The sequence below is a fragment of the Shewanella sp. 1180_01 genome, assembly GCF_052850535.1.
In genome coordinates, this window is sequence record NZ_VXCT01000206.1 from 1 (window position 1) to 332 (window position 332).

Genomic DNA, 332 nt, shown 5'->3' on the forward strand with positions numbered 1-332 from the left:
AGTCATCAGTTTGAAATTAAGCATCTGTTCACGCAGCTCTTTGGCAGAACCGACAATAGCCAGCACCACTTCATCGCGCAGTTTATCTACGGGCTTGATACGGTCTTCATGTACCAAATCGCCTACCGCGTTTTTGCGATAGCCCTGCGGAATAGCGGTGTGGTTATGGGTTAGTTCTTGTGTGTTCATATTATTTGTCCTCATTCCAGCGCACTGTTACGCCATGAAATTGCACCGCCATACAACGGCGACGAATGCCTTTAATGTTCTCGATAATGTCCACGGCCATGCGGCGAAAATCAGCAGTTGGCTTGTCGATTTGCACGACTTTC

Annotated in this window: 1 protein-coding gene; it reads right to left on the minus strand. The window is 47.9% G+C overall.

Annotated features, from left to right (window positions below; all coding sequences use genetic code 11):
- The coding region (locus FW758_RS24875; protein ID WP_446446856.1) for a DUF3164 family protein at positions 1–189 on the minus strand (189 nt) is incomplete at its 3' end.
- Positions 190–332 lie beyond the last annotated feature (143 nt).